This window comes from Streptomyces sp. NPDC051987, from assembly GCF_040680735.1.
Lineage (GTDB): Bacteria > Actinomycetota > Actinomycetes > Streptomycetales > Streptomycetaceae > Streptomyces.
The window spans coordinates 14,977-28,136 of the sequence record NZ_JBFAXI010000107.1; the positions used below are offsets into that span (position 1 = coordinate 14,977).

Annotated in this window: 17 protein-coding genes; 1 reads left to right on the forward strand and 16 read right to left on the reverse strand. The window is 71.1% G+C overall.

From position 1 onward, the window contains the following. Nucleotides 1-54: 54 nt before the first annotated feature. The 5 genes from AB0M11_RS35565 to AB0M11_RS35585 are packed head-to-tail and all read right to left on the reverse strand — an operon-like array spanning nt 55 to nt 3,893. Nucleotides 55-933: an LLM class flavin-dependent oxidoreductase gene (locus AB0M11_RS35565; RefSeq protein WP_365712290.1), complete on the reverse strand. Its 879-nt coding sequence runs from the start codon at nt 931-933 to the stop codon at nt 55-57. Between the two features lie 57 nt (nt 934-990). Then, nucleotides 991-1,647 carry a hypothetical protein gene (locus AB0M11_RS35570; RefSeq protein ID WP_365712291.1) on the reverse strand — a complete coding sequence of 219 codons (657 nt, stop codon included), beginning with the start codon at nt 1,645-1,647 and terminating at the stop codon, nt 991-993. Nucleotide 1,648: 1 nt separating this feature from the next. Continuing rightward, nucleotides 1,649-2,275 (reverse strand): hypothetical protein, encoded by a 627-nt coding sequence (locus tag AB0M11_RS35575; RefSeq protein ID WP_365712292.1) that lies wholly within the window; start codon nt 2,273-2,275, stop codon nt 1,649-1,651. Further along, complete coding sequence (locus tag AB0M11_RS35580) at nt 2,272-3,585, reverse strand: hypothetical protein (RefSeq protein ID WP_365712293.1); 1,314 nt, start codon at nt 3,583-3,585, stop codon at nt 2,272-2,274. The genes AB0M11_RS35575 and AB0M11_RS35580 overlap by 4 nt, the downstream gene beginning before the upstream one ends. After that, entirely contained in the window at nt 3,582-3,893 is a 312-nt protein-coding gene (locus tag AB0M11_RS35585; RefSeq protein ID WP_365712295.1) for a hypothetical protein, read from the reverse strand. The genes AB0M11_RS35580 and AB0M11_RS35585 overlap by 4 nt, the downstream gene beginning before the upstream one ends. A 216-nt stretch (nt 3,894-4,109) precedes the next feature. Between AB0M11_RS35585 and AB0M11_RS35590 the strand changes: the two genes are divergently transcribed. Continuing rightward, on the forward strand, nt 4,110-4,481 hold the full coding sequence (locus tag AB0M11_RS35590; protein ID WP_365712296.1) for a DUF192 domain-containing protein: 372 nt from the start codon (nt 4,110-4,112) through the stop codon (nt 4,479-4,481). 70 nt (nt 4,482-4,551) lie between these two features. Here the strand turns inward: AB0M11_RS35590 and AB0M11_RS35595 are convergent, their stop codons facing one another. From AB0M11_RS35595 to AB0M11_RS35645, 11 genes are all read right to left on the reverse strand, one after another. Further along, nucleotides 4,552-5,181: an OmpA family protein gene (locus tag AB0M11_RS35595; protein ID WP_365712298.1), complete on the reverse strand. Its 630-nt coding sequence runs from the start codon at nt 5,179-5,181 to the stop codon at nt 4,552-4,554. Nucleotides 5,182-5,188: 7 nt separating this feature from the next. Then, nucleotides 5,189-5,770: a hypothetical protein gene (locus AB0M11_RS35600; RefSeq protein WP_365712299.1), complete on the reverse strand. Its 582-nt coding sequence runs from the start codon at nt 5,768-5,770 to the stop codon at nt 5,189-5,191. 35 nt (nt 5,771-5,805) lie between these two features. Beyond that, the gene (locus AB0M11_RS35605) at nt 5,806-6,387 is read right to left on the reverse strand and encodes a pilus assembly protein TadG-related protein (RefSeq protein ID WP_365712306.1); all 582 of its coding nucleotides are present in this window, start codon (nt 6,385-6,387) and stop codon (nt 5,806-5,808) included. After that, nucleotides 6,387-6,572: a hypothetical protein gene (locus tag AB0M11_RS35610; protein WP_365712300.1), complete on the reverse strand. Its 186-nt coding sequence runs from the start codon at nt 6,570-6,572 to the stop codon at nt 6,387-6,389. Before AB0M11_RS35610 ends, AB0M11_RS35605 begins: the two co-directional genes overlap by 1 nt. 107 nt (nt 6,573-6,679) lie before the next feature. Further along, on the reverse strand, nt 6,680-7,447 hold the full coding sequence (locus AB0M11_RS35615) for a response regulator transcription factor (RefSeq protein WP_365712301.1): 768 nt from the start codon (nt 7,445-7,447) through the stop codon (nt 6,680-6,682). After that, a complete protein-coding gene (locus tag AB0M11_RS35620) occupies nt 7,444-8,592 on the reverse strand; it encodes an ATP-binding protein (RefSeq protein WP_365712307.1) in 1,149 nt (382 codons plus the stop codon). Before AB0M11_RS35620 ends, AB0M11_RS35615 begins: the two co-directional genes overlap by 4 nt. 513 nt (nt 8,593-9,105) lie before the next feature. Beyond that, nucleotides 9,106-9,993 carry a DUF5936 domain-containing protein gene (locus tag AB0M11_RS35625; RefSeq protein WP_365712302.1) on the reverse strand — a complete coding sequence of 296 codons (888 nt, stop codon included), beginning with the start codon at nt 9,991-9,993 and terminating at the stop codon, nt 9,106-9,108. Nucleotides 9,994-10,011: 18 nt separating this feature from the next. Further along, entirely contained in the window at nt 10,012-10,956 is a 945-nt protein-coding gene (locus AB0M11_RS35630) for a type II secretion system F family protein (RefSeq protein ID WP_365712303.1), read from the reverse strand. Nucleotides 10,957-10,963: 7 nt separating this feature from the next. Further along, nucleotides 10,964-12,301 (reverse strand): CpaF family protein, encoded by a 1,338-nt coding sequence (locus tag AB0M11_RS35635; RefSeq protein ID WP_365712304.1) that lies wholly within the window; start codon nt 12,299-12,301, stop codon nt 10,964-10,966. A gap of 17 nt (nt 12,302-12,318) precedes the next feature. Further along, complete coding sequence (locus AB0M11_RS35640) at nt 12,319-12,681, reverse strand: TadE/TadG family type IV pilus assembly protein (protein ID WP_365712305.1); 363 nt, start codon at nt 12,679-12,681, stop codon at nt 12,319-12,321. 1 nt (nt 12,682) lies between these two features. Then, nucleotides 12,683-13,009 carry a pilus assembly protein gene (locus AB0M11_RS35645; protein WP_365712308.1) on the reverse strand — a complete coding sequence of 109 codons (327 nt, stop codon included), beginning with the start codon at nt 13,007-13,009 and terminating at the stop codon, nt 12,683-12,685. Nucleotides 13,010-13,160 lie beyond the last annotated feature (151 nt).

The window sequence follows — 13,160 nt, forward strand, 5'->3', positions numbered from 1 at the left end:
ACCGGCGAGTGTGGCACCCGCCACTGACAACGCCGGGCGGCCGGCACCCGGGGGCTACGGCACCAGGGGCCGGACCTCCTCCGCGGTGAACCGCACGAAGCCCTCCGGATCGGGTTCGTCCGCCGTCGGCTGGAGGACGACGGTGTCGGCGCCGGCCTCCGCGAGCCGCCGCACGGCCTGGGCGACGGCGGCCGCGTCACCGGCGACACCGAGGCCGGGGACCGACTCCAGTCCGTCCGCCGCGAGTTCGGCTCGGAGCCGGGCGGGACCGTCGGCCCCGGTGGCGGTCAGCAGATAGACGACGACCCTGTGCGGCTCGTCCGCGCCGCGCCCCGCGGCCGCCCGCCCCTCCGCCACGAGCCGCAGGGCCCGGCGGACGCGGTCGGGTGAGGTGGCGGCGGTGAGCACGGTCCCGTCGGCGGCGGCGCCGGAGAGGCGGAGGGTACGGGGGCCCTCGGCACCGGCGAGCACCTCGACCGGGCCGGCGGGCGGCCAGTCGAGGGCGACGTCGTCGAGCCGGACGTACCGCCCGGCGACCGTGACCCGCTCCCCGCGCAACAGGGCGCGCAGGGCGTCGAGATGCTCACGGAGCAGGGTCAGCGGGGACTCGGCGCGGGCGCCCGCCTGACCCATCCAGTCCTGCACGCCGTGGCCGACGCCGACGGTCGCGCGCCCCGGGAACATCCGGTGCAGCGCGGCGAGTTCCATCGCGGTGACCGCGACGTTCCGCAACGGCACCGGCAACAGCCCGACCCCGACCCGCACCCGCTCCGACCACGCGAGCGCGGCCGCGGCCGCGGAGATCCCGCCCTCCCGGAAACAGTCCTCCCACAACCACAACTCCTCCAGCCCCACCCCGTCAGCAACCCGAACGACGTCCCGCAGCCGCTCAGGAGGAAGCTGGGGTCGGAAGACAGCGCCGAGTGATGTCATGAGGGAGGTCCTACCCGGGGACCGTGGCCGCGACAACGTGGCTCGCGGCCAAAGCGGTCACCCGGTCGCCGACTTCGGGTCGGGTAGCCGCACTCCGGCACGACGGGCACGGTCGAGGGCGGCCGGACTTGCGTCACAGGGGTCGGCGACGCCTCGTTTGCGCATCGGACGCTGCTGGACCACGTGGAAGCGGCGAGGACCTGGAGCAGCGATGACGGCGGCGAAGCGTGGATCCCCGGCGAACCACACCTCCCTGATCTGCCTGGTCTTCTCGGTTGTGCAGCCCCGCCCGAGGCGCCGTCTCCACCAGACGGACCGAACGTGCACCTTCAGGATCATCGGCAGCTTCTCGTCCGGGCGCTCCGGGTTGGGGAAGCTCAGCCAGACGTCTCCGGCGGTGGCGCCCGGGACCTCCCCGATCCCGCTTTCCGGTTCCTCGAAGACCTGCCACGGGTACGCGCGCAGCAGACGCCGCGTGTGGAAGGCCCAGGAGATGTAGGACGGCTGGAGAAACGCCCGGTAGAACGAGTAGAGCAGGGGAACGAAGAAGAGCCAGAGCGCCCAGGTCAGCGACATGATCACGTACCAGGCCAACAGCCCCAACCACGCGGCGGGCCACAGGATCTGACCCAAGAGCGCGCAGGTGACGAGCTTTGCCCAGGCGCGTCGAGTCGCCGGGTCGTCCCAGGCCGTGGCGTGGTGCGTGGGGGGCATGTCAGTTCCTGTCGGCTACGTCGTCGGAAGCTTCTGCAAGCGGATCCTCGAAACTGACCGTGTGAGCGATGTTCCTGAGCAGACCGCGGTACTGCTGGGCACGTTCGACCGCCGTTGTGGCCAGGGAGAGGATCGCGACGCGTCGGCCATCGAGGCACGGAACGTATGCCGTGACCTGGAGCAGCCCGTCCGGGGTCCCCAGTCCCAGCCCTGGTGGCTCGTCGAAACGCGTCTGCACGAGGGCGGCCGGACCGCACGGCAGGTCCAGCATGTCGATGTACTCGGCCCCCTCCGCCCCGGCGGCCGCGCGGCCGGCGAGGACGCTGCGGGGAGCCCAGTCAGTGCCGCGCCAGGCGAGGGTGAACAGAGACAGCAGCGGTCCACCGTCCCCCTCGTCGTCCGCGTGCAGACCGAGGCAACAGTGCACCGCGTCGGCTTCCAGGAACAGTTGGGCGAGTCGCGACCCCGGACCGATCCCGGTCGTCGGATCTCCCGCCGGTGCCACATCGTGGGCTGCCGCCGCCAGCTCCATGAGCGGAATCGGTACGAATCCCGGGGGCAATGCGAACCAGACGTCGGTGTCCTCGCGCCGTGCGGAGTCGTCGATCACGTAGGCAGCACCGCTCATGATGCTTCACCCGCGCCACGCAGCAGGAAGTGCAGCGCACCCGCTGTCGCCGGAACGTCGACTCCCAGAGTTCGCGGTCCGTCGAGGAGATTGCCGACCGTCTTGGCCGTACCGGTGTCCAGGGCATCGACGAGGCTGCTCGCGACGCCGTAGAGGGCCGTACCGGCCCCCAGAATCGTCGCCGGCTTGTCCACTTTCTCGACGACCGGCGCAAGCCGTCCGCCGAACACGCGGGGATGAGACAGGAGACTCACAGCTCCCTCTGCCGCCGCGGCCTCTGTCCGGATCGAGACGCCCACCGTCTTGATCGAGGTCCCCGCCCGGACTCCCGCCTCGGTGATCTTCTGCCCGAGAGTCAGTACCTGTACGGCCCCGTCGGCCGGTCCTGCCGCCGCGGCCAGCAACTCAGGAGCCTTCATGGCTCCCTTGGCCACCGCCCCCAACCCCGGCAGCGTTCCCAGGAAGTCCCCCGCGACGCCCAGCAGGTTGCTCCAGAAGTCGACGTCGAGTTCGCCCTTGGTAAGGCCGTCCTCCAGGGAGGACAGGACTTCGGGGTCGCTGATCCGCAGGCCGAAGGCCGTTCCGCTGAGCAGGCCCGCCGCCAGGAACAGCAGCCAGGGTGCGACGGCCGTAAGGCCCAGCAGCGCGATCACGCCCAGCACGGCGGCGCACGCGCTGAGGATGTCGGGGAGGTTGTCGCCCAGCCAGTCGGTGAACCGGTCCCACGCGTTCGGTTCGTGCGGCGCCAGCTTGTGCGTGGCGTCACTGATGCGCCGGGCCCGCTCACGCGCCGTCTCCTCGTGCTCGCCGGCGAGGGAGCGGGCACGCTTCAGCACCTCGTCCAGGTCCGCCTGCGCCGCCGTGACCCTGCTGTTCGCCGTGTGCAGGACCGAGTGGGCGTCGTCGGGTGCGTTGCCCTGGCCCGCGGCCCGCGCGGCCTCGCCCGCGCGTCCCTGGGCTCGCCGCAACGCCTCGCGGGCGTCTTTGGCCTCCCCGTCGAGTCTCCTCGCGCGCCGCTGGAACTCCTCCAGCTCCGCACCCCAGAGATCCAGTTGCCTCGCCGCCTTGTCGACGGAGTGCGCGCCGTTCTTCAGGTTGAGCGGCAGCGGGCCGCCCGCCAGCCGTTCCCGGAAGGCGACGGCCGCGTCCCCCTCCCAGCAGCTGCCGTTCATCAGCTTCGTGACCTTGGAGTGCGCCCGCTCCATCTCCTTCACGCAGTCGGACAGCCTGCGGTGGATCTCCCTCACCAGGCCGGGGCTGCCGGGCGCCGGGTCGAAGCCGAGATGGGGGTAGGGTTCCGCGACCGTCACGTGCCCCCGCCCCTGCTCCGCGCCTTCTCCAACGCCCTCTCCAGGGCCACGTCCACCTCGTGGAAGTCGTCCTTCGCCTTCTTCGTGATGTCCGTGAGCTCCCCGATCTGCGCGCCGATCTCCTTGGCCCCGTAGTGCCAGTCCTCCTGGAACCGGTCGCACGCCGTGTCCAGCTCGTCGGTGCCCAGGCCGGTCACCCCCGGGTCGCGCAACACCTTCTGCACGGCGGCGAACGACTGCTGCGCCTTCTTCAGGTCCTTGAGGAAACGGTCCAGTTCGGTCCCATCGACCTTCAACCGGTCAGCCATGCGCATCCCCCGTCGCGCGCGTCTCCGCGGCGGAGGGAGGACGGGCGGCAGCACGCTTCACCGGGAACTCCACGTGGGGCTTGAGGTCTCTTGATCCACTCAACGATCCACGGGCTCGGGTGACACGTGCCCGGGCATCCGAGGGTGACCTGTCCGCCCATGTTGTGGATACGGTCGACGCGCACACCGGTGGCAGAGCCGTGGAAGGGGTGGGGCGTGGGGCGCTGGCGGGACGGGCGTGGAACGTTGCTCGTGCGTGCGGGTGAGGATGCAGATGCGGTGAGGTCTGTGCCGTTGGAGATCGCCGCCTCCTACCGGGCCCGCACCAGGGGGTTGCTCGGGCGTACCGGGCTTGACGGGGCGATGCTGCTGTCGCCCGCCAGTGGGATCCACACCTTCCGGATGCGGATGGCGATCGACGTCGCCTACCTGGACCGGCGGCTGAACGTCATCGCCGTGCGGACGATGCCGCCCGGTCGCCTCGGCCGGCCCCGCCTGCGGGCGCGGCATGTGCTGGAGGCGGAGGCGGGGGCGATGGCCAGGTGGGGGGTGCGGGCCGGGGCCCGGGTGACGGTCGAGGTGGCGTAGAGCCCGCCTCGGTGGCCGCGGGGCCCGCACGCCGAGGACGTCGGCGTCGGCTCGGCGTGCCCGTCTGCGCTCAGCTCTCCGTCCGCGGGAACGTCACCTCCACCCGGCGGTTCTTCTTCCTGCCCTCCTCCGTCGAGTTGTCCGCGATCGGGTACTGCTCGCCGTAGCCGCGGACGTCGAAGGTGATGTTCGGGTCGTTCAGGTCCTGGTCCAGGACGGCCTGTACGGCGTTGGCGCGCTGGCGGGAGAGGACGTCGCCGTGGGCGGAGGAGCCCAGGTTGTCGGTGAAGCCGAAGACGCGGACCTGGGTCGCGTTCTGCTTCCTGATCTCGTCCGCGATCGCCCCGATCCGCGCCTTCGCCGCCTCGCTCAGCTTCGCGCTGTCCTTGCTGAACAGCACCTCGGCCTGGAGGGCGAACGTCACGTCCGCGTTGGTGTCCGTACGGCGCTCGTCACCGCTCTGGTCCTCCACGACCGACTTGATGTCCAGCACCTTCGGCGCGGCGAGGGTGGCGCCTTCCGGGAGCTTCAGGTCGGGGTCGGTGGGGTCGATCTTCACCGGGGCACTGGCCGAGGGTTCCGTGCCCGGGGGAACGCTCGGATCGCCACCGTCGGCACGCGCGGCCGTCGCGCCGTAGAGATGGGTGACGAGGAGCAGCGTGGCGGTGCCCAGGGTGAGAGGCAGTCGTGGTGTGGTCACGTCGGCCTCACCCGGAGATCTTGATGGTGCCGCTGGCGAAGGTGGGGAGTTGGAGGGTGACTTCGGTGGTGCTGGCGGGTGGCGCCGGGAACTGCATGAAGACGGGGATGGTCTGGCCGGCGTCCACATTCGTGATGCCGATGCTGGTGAGTGGCCGGCCGTCCGTGTCGCGGAGGACGTAGTAGCGCTTCTTGCCCTTGGAGTCCACCAAGGTGGCCCCGCCGAGGGAGAAGCCGTGTTTGGTGATCTCCGTTTCGTCACCGCTGACCTGAGCGGGAATGACCACGGAGTTGGCGCCGTCGTTCTTGATGTCACCGTTGACAGTGACGAAGCCACCCGAGTCCCGCTGAGCAGAGGTGATCTGGAGGAGCAGACCGTCTGTCCCCTTCAATTCGGCCAACGGCGTGTCGGACTGGCCTTCCTGAGCACTCGGGTTCGATCCGCTGCCCTTGGAGGCGGAGGCCGACGCCTGGGGCTTGTCCGCCTTGCCGTCGCCCCCACCGCCGCAGCCGCTTGCCACGGCCAGACCGGTCGCGACCAGCAACGCGACCGTTCCCCTGCGAGCCATCGCAGTGAACCGAATGCTCATCGCACCGCTTCCTTCTCCACTCGTCGATTCGCTTGTCAGTCGGCCAGATGGACGTCGAAGAGGTCCTTGGGACCGGGGAGATGCGCGAGGTCGCCCGGGTCCAGGGTCCAGCTCCTGTCCTTGCAGGTGAGTTCGGGCAGTACGCCACCCGCCCCGGACAGCGTGAACGTGCAGAGCGGTTCGATCACAGCAGTGGCGGAGGCCTTGGACTGGATGCTCTCGGTGCCGGGGACGACGGAGTCCCCGACAGTCTTGTGCGTCTGCGCGTCGACCTTGTAGCTCAGCGGCGGCTCGGACAGGCAGTGTGCCGTCGCGTCGTTCTGGTCCGCCAGTTGTTCAGCACGCCAGCAGGAGTCCGCGACGTCCACCCTGCCGTCAAAAATGTTCTGCCACTTGGTGGGGTCGAGCACGTTCTGCACCCACAGGTCCGCAAGCTCGTCACGCGTGTTCATGGCCGCGCCGAGTGCCGCCGCGTCCGCGGCCGTCTGGGCACCATTCCGGTTCACCGCGGCCTGGCCGACCGCGAAGTACGCCAACGCGAGAAAGAGCAGGCCTCCCACTACCGTGATGTAGATAGGGAAGGCCTGCCCCGAGTCGCCGTAACGGCGAACACGCATCATGTGATCTTGTTGATTTCCGCAGTGATCTTGGTGAGGATCGTCTGGCCGATGCTCGTGCCCGTAACCGCCAGCACGATAGCCACCACCACGGCGATGATCCCCAGGTACTCGACCGCGGTCTGCCCCCGGTCGTCGGTGCGTCGCTGCATTGCGACAAGCATCCTCAGCATCAGGTTGCTCATGGTGCTCCCCTCCGGGTTCGGTTTCGATCCTGGCACCGTATGGCGGAACATACCCGTCGGCGGAGGGCCCCAGGACCCAAATCCGGACCCAGTTCGCCCCTCTCATCTCAGGCCACCCCCAGCCACTTGGCCGTCGCCTGGGCGCGGGTGGTGCTGTGGAGCTTGGCGAAGATGCGGTTGATGTGGTTCTTGACCGTCTTCTCACTGATGAAGCAGACGGCGGCGATCTGCTGGTTGGTCATGCCGGACGCGATGAGGTTCATGATCTCCGCCTCCCTGCTGCTCAGTTGAAACCGGGACTGGGATGACTGTCCCACGGATGGTTGCAGTTGCGAAAGGGTTTTGGGAGGGAAATCCCTTGGGAGGGCGTGCAGTTTCGGACGCGTGTGTGCAGTTGCGTGGCCTCTCACATGCTCCAGCAACGCGTTCGTCGCCGTCGGCGTGAAGTGGGGCCGGCCCCGGCCCACGTCCCGTACCGCCTCGATCAGCTGCGGCGTCGTGAACTCGCCATGGACCAGGTAGCCCCCGGCGCCCAGCCGAACCGCCTCCTGCACGAGGTCCGTCTCGTCGCTGTACGTCAGCATCATGACCGGGGCGACGCGGACCAGGTGGGGCAGTGCGGCCATGCCGTCCACGCCGGGCATGCGGACGTCCAGGAGGATGACGTCCGGGCGGTGCCGCAGGGCCGCCTCGCAGGCGGCGTTGCCGTCCTCGGCCTCCGCCACCACGGTGAGGTCGTCCGCCGCGGACAGGACGGCCGTCAGACCCGCGCGGATCACCGGGTTGTCGTCGGCCACCAGGACGCGCAGGACGTGCGGGGCGCTCGCGGTGGTCGGGGTGCTGGGGGTGTTCGAGGGGCGTGTTTCGTCGGTCATGTCAGTGGCACCTCCACTCGGACCTCCGTGCCCTTGTCGGTGGTCAGCTGGATGCGGGCGCCCACCGCCGCCGCCCGTTCCGTCATGCCGAGCAGGCCGAAGTGGCCGGTACGGCGCAGGCCTTCGAGTGTCGTGTCCGGGGGGAGGCCCCGGCCGTCGTCGTGGATCGTCACCACCAGGTGGGTGGCGGTGGCGGCGGCCCGGACGTCCACCCTCGTCGCCCGTGCGTGGCGGTGCGCGTTCTCCAGGGCCTCCGCCGCGATGCTCAGCAGCTGCCGGGCGGTGGGCGACGGGAGCGGGACCGGGGTGGCGGGGCCGTCGTAGCGGGCGGGCAGGGCCGTGCGGGCGGTGAAGCCGGTGGTCAACGAGGCGAGTTGGGAGAGCACGTCGGCCTCCGGGCCGTCGCGCAGGTCCGTGAGGAGTTCGCGGGACTCCGCCGCCGCCCTGCGGGCCGCGTCCGCCAGCAGTTCCGCCTGCCGACGGAGCAGGGCCGGGTCCAGGCGGTCCGGGGGCGCGGCCGCCGACCTCGCGAGGCCGTCGGCGACCAGGGCCACGCCGTACAGCGTCTTGGTCACCGAGTCGTGCATCTCGCGCGCCAGCCGGGCGCGTTCCGCGTTCGCCGCCTCGGTCGCGGCCAGCCGGGCCCGGGTCTCCGTCAGGGCCTCGGTGGCGGTGCCGAAGCGGAGCATCAGGTTGCGCAGGGTCGAGCCCATCGCGCCGGTGATGACGCAGAGGCCGGGCAGGAGCAGGGACTCGGCCAGCAGCGAGTGGTGGTTCAGCGTCTCCTGCACCACCAGCAGGATCAGCGACTGGAGGGACGCGAAGACGGCCGCTCCGCGCCAGCTGTAGAGCAGGCCGGCGAGGAGGGGCGTGCAGACGCTGACGTACGCGAGGGTGGTGTCGGGGCCCGCCGAGACCAGGAGGAAGGAGCCGAAGAGGGTGTCGGCGGCCAGGAGGGTGGGGTGGCGCAGCAGGAGGGGGCCGAAGCGCTGCCAGTCGCGGAAGAGGACGTACGAGATCATGAACGTGACGACCACGGCCGAGCCGACCAGGCGGGTGCCGAGGCCGGGGGTGGCGTTGAGGAGGGCGGCGGGGGCGGCCACGGCGATCATCGCCAGGCGGAAGCCGAAGACCTGGCGGCCCATCGCCTGAAGCGCCCGCACCTCGACCTTCTCCCCGACCGCACCGACTTTCCCGACCGCACCGACTTTCCCGACCGCACCGACTTCCCCGACCGCACCGACTGCGCCCACTTCGCCGACTTCGCCGACTTCATCGGCTTCATCGGCTTCATCGGCTTCATCGGCTTCATCGGCTTCATCGGCTTCATCAGCATCATCGGCTTGTCCAACCTCACCGACCCCGCCACGTTCACCGGCCTCGCCGACTCGGCCGACCTCGCGGACCGCGCCGACTTGCCCGACCCGGCCGACCTGGCCAACCTCGCCGACCCCACCGACCCCACCGACCCCGCCGACCCCGCCGGCTTGACCGACCCCGGCGGCTCGGCCACGCTCGCCGGCCGGGCCACGCTCGGCCGCCTCGCCGACGCGGTCGGCCCCTTCGGCCCCGTCGGCCGCGGGCTCCGCCCCGGCCGCTCCGGCGGCGCCCGCTGTCCCCGCCTCCCCCTCGCTGGTCGTCACGGTCGTCACCTCCGTCTACTTCCCCGTGACCGACCCGAAGTCGATCCCCGAGCCCAGCAGCAGGCCCGCAGCGAGCAGCAGCATCGTCGCCGGGACCATGAACGTGGTGATCATCAGCGTCGCCTTCGGTACCGCGCGGGCCGCCTTGCGCCGCGCGTTCTGGGCGTCGGTGCGGCGCATGTCCCTGGCCAGCGCGACCAGCGTGTCGACGATGGGCGCGCCCAGCTCCTCGCCCTGCTGCAACGCCGTCACGAACATGGCGACCTGCTCGGAGTCGTTGCGGCGGCGGAGTTCCGCGAAGGCCTCGCGGCGGCTCATGCCGAGGTCCATCTGGCGCAGGGTGATGCGGAGTTCGTCGGCCCACGGGCCCTCGTAGTGGGTGGCCACCCGGTCCAGGGCCTGGCGGAAGCCGAGGCCGGCGCCGACCACTACGGCGAGGACGTCCAGGAAGTCGGGCAGGGTGCGTTCGATGACGTCCTTGCGGACGCGGATCGCCGACCAGATGCCGACCTCCGTCCAGAACGCGCCGAAGAGCAGGAGCAGGACGGCGACCAGCCACTGGCCGCGCAGCAGGAAGACCAGGAAGCCGGTGCCGCCGAGGGCGCCGTAGACCGCGCGGCGGGCCGCGTAGCGGTCGATGGTCAGGCCGCCGGGGTTGCCCGCCAGGTCGATCTTGCGGCGGTACCTGGCCACCTGGCGCGGCCCCATCAGGCGCAGCACGGCCGGGGCGTACCGCATGCCCATGCGGTCGATGAGGGAGTTGGCGGCGCCGGTGCGGGTGGCGCCCACCTCCAGGGCGATCGCCAGGTCGGCGGGGAGCTTCGCGTCCGCGCGGTACATGCGGACGCCCGCGAAGACGCCGTAGACGGCGAGGGCCATGAGGAGGGCCAGAAGGAGTGCCATGTGACCTGCCACCTCTCCCTATACGTCGATGCGGCTGAGGCGGCGGATGAGGACGAACCCGACGACGTACAGCCCGAAGGCGATGACCACGGCGGCCTGGCCGAGGCCGGTGCCCGTCATGCGGTCCAGCGTGCCGTCCTTGACGCTGTTCATCAGCAGCAGGGCGCCGATGCCGAGCACCGGGACGGCGTACGAGGTCATCGTCACCTGGGAGAGCTGTGTGCGGATCTCCCGGCGGGTCTCCTTGCGCTCCTCCAGGGTCTCGGTCAGATTGCGCAGCGCGGACACGACCTGGCCGCCGGCCCGGTTGGCGAGGACGAGGGTCGTGACGAGGACGACCAGCTCGCGGGAGGGGAGCCGGTCGGCCAGCTCGCCGAGCGCGTCGTCCATGGAGTGGCCGATCGCCAACTGGTCGGCGACCTTGGACAGTTCCTCGCCGGCCGGGGCCTCCAGCTCCTCCGCGGCCATACCGATGGCGGTGCGCAGCGCGAGTCCGGCGTGGGTGGCGTTGGCCAGGATGCGGGCCAGCTCCGGGAGTTGGCCGATGAACCGCTCGATGCGCTTCTGCCGCTGCCAGTTGAGGAACTGGACGGCGGCGAAGACACCGAGCAGGCCGGCGATCGGGCCGAAGAAGGGGGCGAGGGCGGCCTGGCCGATGAGCCAGAGGGCCGCGACGGCGGCGAGCATGTAGACGAAGAACTCGCCGGGCGTCACGTCCAGGCCCGTCGCCGCCAGCCGGAGTTCCAGACGGTGGCCGACGGTCGTGCCGCGCAGGCGCCGGTCCAGGGTGCGGAAGCGGCGCCGGCGGCCGGTGCTCGGGGCCTGGCCGGTGTAGGAGAGACGGTCCACCAGGGCGGCGCGCTGGGCCCGGCCGGAGGCGTAGGTGTGCAGGCCCACCACGGCCAGGAGACAGGTCAGCAGGGTGACGCCGGTGGTGAGGGTGACGAGATCGTGGAGGGACATGGGCCGCCTACCGGGCTTCTCGGGTGGTGAGCTGGTCGAAGTGCTGGGCCACGCCGAAGGCCTGTGGGACGGGCTGGCTCGCCATGTACAGGCGGTCGGCGGTGCGGCGCGGGAGCGGGAAGTACCGGAAGGCTCCGTGGACCCGGCCGTCGTGGGTCATGGGCTGGGCGTCGAACCGGGCCACGGTCGCCAGCCGGTAGGGCTCGCTGCCGTGGCTGTCGAGCATCGCGATCTCGGTGATCCGGCGGGCGCCGTCGGCGAACCGGGTCAGCTGGACGATCACCTCGACCGCGCTGTTGATCTGGTCGTGCAGGGCGACGAAGGGCACCTCGACGTCCGACATGGAGGCCAGGGTCTGGAGGCGGGTCAGGGCGTCCTCGGCGCTGTTCGCGTGCACGGTGGCGAGCGAGCCGTCGTGGCCGGTGGACATGGCCTGGAGCATGTCGAGGGACTCGCCGCCGCGGACCTCGCCGACCACGATCCGGTCGGGCCGCATCCGCAGCGAGTTGCGGACCAGGTCGCGGATGGTGACCTGGCCCTTGCCCTCGACGTTGGCCGGGCGGGCCTCCAGGCGGACCACGTGGGTCTGCTGGAGCTGGAGTTCGGCGGAGTCCTCGATGGTGATGATGCGTTCGTGCGCCGGGATCAGGCCGGACAGGGCGTTGAGCAGGGTGGTCTTCCCGGTGCCGGTGGCGCCGGAGACGATGATGTTGAACTTGGCCTGCACCAGGCCCGCCAGCAGGAACACCATGTGCTCGTCGAGCGAGCCCAGGCCGATCAGCTCCTGGAGGGTGAAGGAGCGCGGGAAGCGGCGGATGGTGAGGGTGGGGCCGGTCAGCGAGAGCGGCGGGATGATGACGTTGACGCGTTCGCCGGAGGGCAGGCGGGCGTCGACCATCGGGTTGGACTCGTCGACGCGGCGGTTGACGGTGGAGACGATGCGTTCGATGGTCTGCATCAGCTGGTCCGCCGAGACGAAGCGGAGCGGCAGCTGCTCGACCCGGCCGCCGCGTTCGACGAAGATCGCGTCGGGGCCGTTCACCATGATCTCGGTGATCGAGGCGTCTTCGAGGAGCGGTTCCAGGATGCCGAGGCCGAGGGCCTCGTCGACGACCCGGCGGATCAGCTGGGAGCGTTCGACGGTGGACAGGACCGGGCCCTCGCGGCTGATGATGTGGCCGAGGACGCGTTCGAGGCGGGCCCGGCGCTCGGCGGCGGCCAGCGCGCTCATCTCCGCGAGGTCGATCTCCTCCAGCAGCTTGGCCCGGTACGAGGAGACCAGGTGGCCGTCCTCGCCCCGGCTGCCGTGCTCCTCGGGGGTGTTGATGCGTGCCCGCAGGCTCATGGTGCCGTGCTCCTCGTTCAGTGGTCGACGGGCATGGTGGCGGACTTGGTGGCGTCGCCGAGGTCCCAGAGGATCGTCGGGATGTGGACCGTGGCGGTCACGGTGACCGAGTCACCGCCGCCGGAGGACGCGCAGCTCACGTCCATCCCGCTGCTGACCGCGGACGAGCAGGCCGCGCCCACGTCCTCCGCCAGCGAGGCGGCGCGGGCCCCCGCGCGGGCCGCCGTACCGGCCTGCTCGGCGGCGTAGGCGACGGCGCCGAGCTGGATGCCGGCCAGGCCGACGATCAGGAGGACCGGGAGGAAGCCGAGGTACTCGACGGCGACCTGGCCGCGGTCGCGGTGCTGCCGACGGGGAAGGCGGGGAAGACGTGGGCGCATCTCAGTTCTTCACCTCCTCCACCGTGCCGGCGTGACCGTGCACGGTGACGGGGAAGTCGATCGAGCCGGGGAAGAGGACGGGGACGCGCAGGGAGACGTCCGCGGTGACCATGCCGGTGCCGCCGCACTTCACCTCGGCCCCCTCCCGCCAGGCGCTGGAGAGGTCCTCCAGCGCGGCGCGCTCGCAGACTCCGGAGCGGGCCCCCCGGGGGACGGCCGTGCCCGCCCGTACGCCTTCGTCGGCAGCGTTCCCCGCGAGGGTGAAGGCGTACCCCACGAGGACGGCCTGCCACATGAGCACGAGGGTGAGGATGATGACCGGGGTCATGCCGAGGAGTTCGATGGAGACCTGGCCGCGGTCGGGGGCGGGGCGGGAGGGGGCGGCGGGTCGTCGGCCGGGTGCGGCGCCGTCGTGGCTGGTCGCGCAGTTCCCCGCGCCCCTGAAAGCAGGGCGTCGCGGTGAGCGCCCCTTCAGGGGA